Source organism: Staphylococcus sp. HMSC070D05, assembly GCF_001815595.1.
GTDB classification, from domain to species: Bacteria; Bacillota; Bacilli; order Staphylococcales; family Staphylococcaceae; genus Staphylococcus; species Staphylococcus hominis.
This window is the reverse complement of sequence record NZ_KV821142.1, coordinates 1-5,104: the sequence shown is the minus strand read 5'-3', so window position 1 is coordinate 5,104 and position 5,104 is coordinate 1. Positions and strand designations below refer to the sequence as shown.

Genomic DNA, 5,104 nt, shown 5'->3' with positions numbered 1-5,104 from the left:
ATATCATTCCCACTAATTGGGGTCAGTCCAGTAAAAGTCTCAAACGCTTTTTTCTTTAATCTAAATTAGAATAATCCTACTGCATGACCTTCATCAGTGACATCCATGTTTAATGCCGCTGGTTTTTTAGGTAATCCTGGCATTGTCATAATTGCACCAGTTAATGCAACAATAAATCCAGCACCTGTTTTAGCTTCTAATTCTCTGATAGTTATATCAAAATCAGTTGGTGCGCCTAAAGCGGTTGCATCATCACTAAATGAGTATTGTGTTTTGGCCATACAGATTGGATATTTTCCCCATCCATTGTCGGTAAATTCTTTTAATTGCTTTTTTGCTTTTTTACTAAACGTTACTGAAGAACCACCATAGATTTCTTTTACAATTGTTTCAATTTTTTCTTCTAATGATTGATCTAAATCATACAAGAATTTAAATTCTTGTGGTTGATCGATGACTTCAAGAACTTGATTAGCAAGGTCAACGCCACCTTTACCACCTTTCTCCCATACTTCTGTTAAAGCAATTCGTACATTATTTTCTTTAGCCCAAGCTTTAACTGCTTCAGTTTCGTCTTCAGTGTCATGTACAAACGCATTTAAAGCAACTACAGGTTCTATTCCAAATTTTCTAATATTATTAACGTGACGCTCTAAATTAACAATACCAGATTTAACTGCTTCAATATTTTCTTCTTTTAGATTATCTTTAGCAACACCTCCATGCATTTTTAATGCACGAACAGTAGCTACTAGGACAACTGCAGAAGGTTCAAAGCCTGCTTCACGTGCTTTGATGTCTATAAATTTTTCAGCACCTAAATCTGAACCAAATCCTGCTTCTGTAACAACAATATCTGCTAAATCACGTGCAGTTTCAGTTGCTAAAATCGAGTTACAACCATGAGCAATATTAGCAAATGGTCCCCCATGTACAAGTGCTGGTGTTCCTTCAATAGTTTGTACTAAATTAGGTTTAATTGCATCTTTAAGGATCATTGCAAGGGCGCCTTCAACTTTTAAGTCTGCAACAGTAATTGGTTTACGTTCACGAGTATAACCAACTGTAATACGACTCATTTTTTCTTTTAAATCATTAATATTACGAGCTAAACATAAAATTGCCATTATTTCAGATGCTACAGTAATATTGAAACCATCTTCACGTGGAACACCGTTAGTTGGTCCACCTAACCCAACGATGACATTACGTAATGCACGATCATTCATATCAAGTACGCGTTTCCATTCAACACGACGTACATCAATTGCTAAATCATTACCTTGATGAATGTGATTGTCTATAAATGCTGATAATGCATTATTCGCTGTTGTAATTGCATGGAAATCACCGTTAAAGTGTAAATTAATATCTTCCATAGGTAAAACCTGCGCATATCCCCCACCAGTAGCACCACCTTTAATTCCGAAAGTTGGTCCTAAAGCAGGTTCACGTAAAGCGACCATAACATTTTTATTTAACTCATTAAATGCATCAGCTAAGCCTACTGTGACAGTTGATTTACCTTCACCAGCTGGTGTAGGACTCATTGCAGTTACTAAGACAACTTTACCTTTCTCTTCTTTTGATTGAATTTGATTAATATCAATTTTAGCTTTGTAGTGTCCATATTGCTCTAAAGCAAGTTCAGGTATTCCCGCTTTTTTTGCAATGTCTCCAATTGGTTTTAATTCTGATTGATTAGCAATATCTAAATCTGATAAATGTGCCAAATTATTTCAACCCCTTGTTTAAAATAAATTTTATGTAATAAGATATTTAGAAAAAACTAAATCTTCTTACTACTTTATAATAACTAACAAACAAATATATGTCGAACACTTGATAGCGTTTACAAAAGTATTTGATTCTAATTAAAATAAATTTAGAAATGTTAAAAGGGTTACATAATTAAATTATAATAATCTATATATATATTAAAAAAGGATAAAATCAAAAATTTTATCCTTTTTTAACATTACTCTATTTTGTAGTATTTCGATATTCAATTCTATGTGGCAAAACTACATTAGGTTCTGCAATGTCTTCTTCATTCATAAATTTAGTAAGAAGACGCATACCTACCGCTCCGATGTCATATAATGGTTGAATGACACTAGATAGTTTAGGTCTAACCATTTCTACCAAACGCGTATTATTAAAACTAACGATTTGTAGTTCTTCTGGAACTTTTATTCCAGCATCAAGAGCACTATGTAAAATACCAATTGCTTGTTCATCACTAATAGATAATATAGCATCAGGCAAATTATTTTTTAATTCTTCAAAGACATTCACTCCATCTTTGTAGCTTTCTGAACCTGATAATTTTATAGTGTTATTTAATTTTAATTGATGTTTATTTAAAGCATCTTTTAAACCACTTAGTACATCTTCTTGAGCCTTTTTAGAATAATCTCCACTTACAAGTACAAAATCTTTTGCGCCTGTTTTAATAAGTTGTTCTGTAACTTCTCTAGCAGCTTTAGCAAAATCGATATTAACAGATGCGATATTAGCATCTTTCCCATTTGTTCCAGATACTACTACTGGAACTGAAGAATGATTAATTAAATCTTTGATTTCATCAGAAATTGTACCACCTAAAAAGATAATGCCATCTACTTGTTTACTTAACAAATTGTTAAAAATTTCTTTTTCTTTTTCTGGATCATTGTCTGAATTAGAAATGATAGAGTGATACTTATACATTGTTGCAATATCTTCAATACCTCTAGCAAGTTGAGAATAATAAATATTAGAGATATCTGGTATAATAACGCCTACTGTAGTTGTACGTTTACTAGCTAGTCCTCTTGCAACAGCATTGGGTCTATAATTTAATCTTTGAATAACATCATTTACTTTTTTACGTGTTTCTGGTTTTACATTTTGATTGCCATTAACTACTCGTGATACAGTTGCCATAGATACACGAGCTTCTCTAGCTACATCATATATAGTTACCGTCATAATTTCCTCCTTGTAAGCGTTTCATTTATTATTGTAACGTGTTTTCATTTCATTTTCAAAGTTTATCATAAATTGGTAATGTGTCAAATATATAACACTTATATTCACAATTGTGTCAAATTTTAGTTAATAGATTTAATAAAAACAAAATAAAACTATTCGTTTTAACTAAAAAAGAACAATATAGAAATTAAATATAAATTTTCTATATTGCCCTATATGTTAGTCAAATGAATAGCTATTAAATTAAAGTATGATGTTTTATTTAAGTTGTTTAGAATTGTACATGTCAGCTAATGGCTTTAATTCATTATAAAATTTATCAAATTCATTTAAATCCATTTGTTGACCACTATCACTTAAAGCTACTGATGGATCAGGATGTACTTCTGCCATTACTCCGTCTGCACCCACTGCAAGTGCTGCTTTTGCAGTTGGTAACATAATATCCTTACGTCCTGTACTATGTGTAACATCTACCATTACTGGTAAGTGAGTACCTTGTTTTAAGATAGGTACGGCAGAAATATCAAGTGTATTACGAGTTGCTTTTTCATAAGTACGAATACCACGTTCACATAGAATAATATTTTTATTACCTTGAGAAGCAATGTATTCAGCTGCAAATGTAAATTCTTCAATAGTAGCTGATAAACCGCGTTTTAACAAGATTGGCTTATTTGTACGTCCAGCTTCTTTAAGTAATTCAAAATTTTGCATATTTCTTGCACCAATTTGGAAGACATCTAAGTATTCATCAGCAATTTCGAAATCAGCTGGATTTACAATTTCACTAACAACATTAAGATTGAATTTATCTTTAACATTTTTCAATATTTTAAGCCCTTCAATTCCTAATCCTTGGAAATCGTATGGTGATGTTCTTGGTTTAAATGCACCGCCTCTAATGAATTTCTCACCTTTAGCTTGTAAATCACGAGCTACTGTATCAACCTGTTCTTGAGATTCAACAGAACATGGACCAAATACAAATGATTTATTTCCATCACCAATAACTCCACCGTTATCAAATTTTACAATTGTATCTTCTGGTTTTAATTTTCTTGAAACATATAAGTGTTTTTCATTTTCTGATTTTTGTAAATCAGTAGACGCTTTAAAGATTTCTTTAAACAATTGTTTAATTACATTATCATTAAATGGTCCATTATTACGATCCATTAAGTCATTAATCATTTCTTTTTCTCGTTGAGGGTCATAAACTTTAGTACCTTGCTTAATTTTTTCTTCTCCTATTTTTTGAGCTAATTCCCCTCTTTTTGATAATAAGTCTAGAATTTGATTATTAATTGAAATTATCTCTTCCCTGTATTGTTCTAACTTTGTAGACATTCATACTCACCTCAATAAATTTTACTATACTGAATTATATTACTTTAAAGCGGTAAAATAATTGTATTTAGATAGTATTCTAACAATTACATTAAAAATCTTCAACTATAAACCAGATAAATTTTCTAATATTTCTGAATTATTAAAATTAGTAATACTATATAAAGAATTAAAAGAGCAATGTAAAATATTACACTGCTCTTTAAAAAATATTAATCATTAAATGTACGTTTTTCTATTTTACTATTCGCTTTTTCAGCTCTTTGGTGTTGCTTTGGCGTTTTGTTTTTATTTTGATTTTTGCGATTCTGATTTTTACGTTTTTGATTACGGGTTTTATTTTTTTGATTTGAATTTGATTGAGATGGTTGATGTTGGTGAGTAATAACTCCCTTTTCAAATTTAGCATCATGATGAGTTTGTTTATTTTTTGTTATTTCTTCATCTTTATTAAATGACTTATGATTTTTAGTTATCAAATTAGGCACTTTATCATATTTAGAAGATGTTACTGGCGTCTCTTCAAATAATTTTCGAGTATTATTAGCTACATCTTTATTATCTTTTAACTTAGCTTGCTTAGTTCTAGCTGCCGATGCAATTTTAGAAGCTTGTGACTCATTTTCGCTGTTTTGAGTTTGATGACTTTTTGCTGGATTAGATAATTGACTTGTTTCTGATTCATTCTGAATTGTTCGACGTTGTGCAGCAAGTGCATCTGTTTCTTTTTGTTTTTTATCTTTAGTAATTGCTTCTTTTTTAGCTTCTTGTATCTCTT

Annotated in this window: 4 protein-coding genes; all 4 read right to left on the bottom strand. The window is 30.7% G+C overall.

Translation table 11 applies throughout. From position 1 onward, the window contains the following. Positions 1 to 65 precede the first annotated feature (65 nt). A complete protein-coding gene (locus HMPREF3046_RS07215; RefSeq protein ID WP_070718092.1) occupies positions 66 to 1,733 on the bottom strand; it encodes a formate--tetrahydrofolate ligase in 1,668 nt (555 codons plus the stop codon). Between the two features lie 250 nt (positions 1,734 to 1,983). Then, a complete protein-coding gene (gene ccpA / locus HMPREF3046_RS07210; RefSeq protein ID WP_070718089.1) occupies positions 1,984 to 2,973 on the bottom strand; it encodes a catabolite control protein A in 990 nt (329 codons plus the stop codon). 261 nt (positions 2,974 to 3,234) lie between these two features. Further along, the gene (locus tag HMPREF3046_RS07205) at positions 3,235 to 4,326 is read right to left on the bottom strand and encodes a bifunctional 3-deoxy-7-phosphoheptulonate synthase/chorismate mutase (RefSeq protein WP_070718086.1); all 1,092 of its coding nucleotides are present in this window, start codon (positions 4,324 to 4,326) and stop codon (positions 3,235 to 3,237) included. 212 nt (positions 4,327 to 4,538) lie between these two features. Continuing rightward, the coding region (locus tag HMPREF3046_RS11530; RefSeq protein ID WP_256278225.1) for a hypothetical protein at positions 4,539 to 5,104 on the bottom strand (566 nt) is incomplete at its 5' end.

Excerpts from the sequence above, each read along its gene's own strand:
- HMPREF3046_RS07205 (WP_070718086.1), bottom strand. The coding sequence starts at position 4,326 with ATGTCTACAAAGTTAGAACAATACAGGGAAGAGATAATTTCAATTAAT.
- ccpA (WP_070718089.1), bottom strand. The coding sequence starts at position 2,973 with ATGACGGTAACTATATATGATGTAGCTAGAGAAGCTCGTGTATCTATG.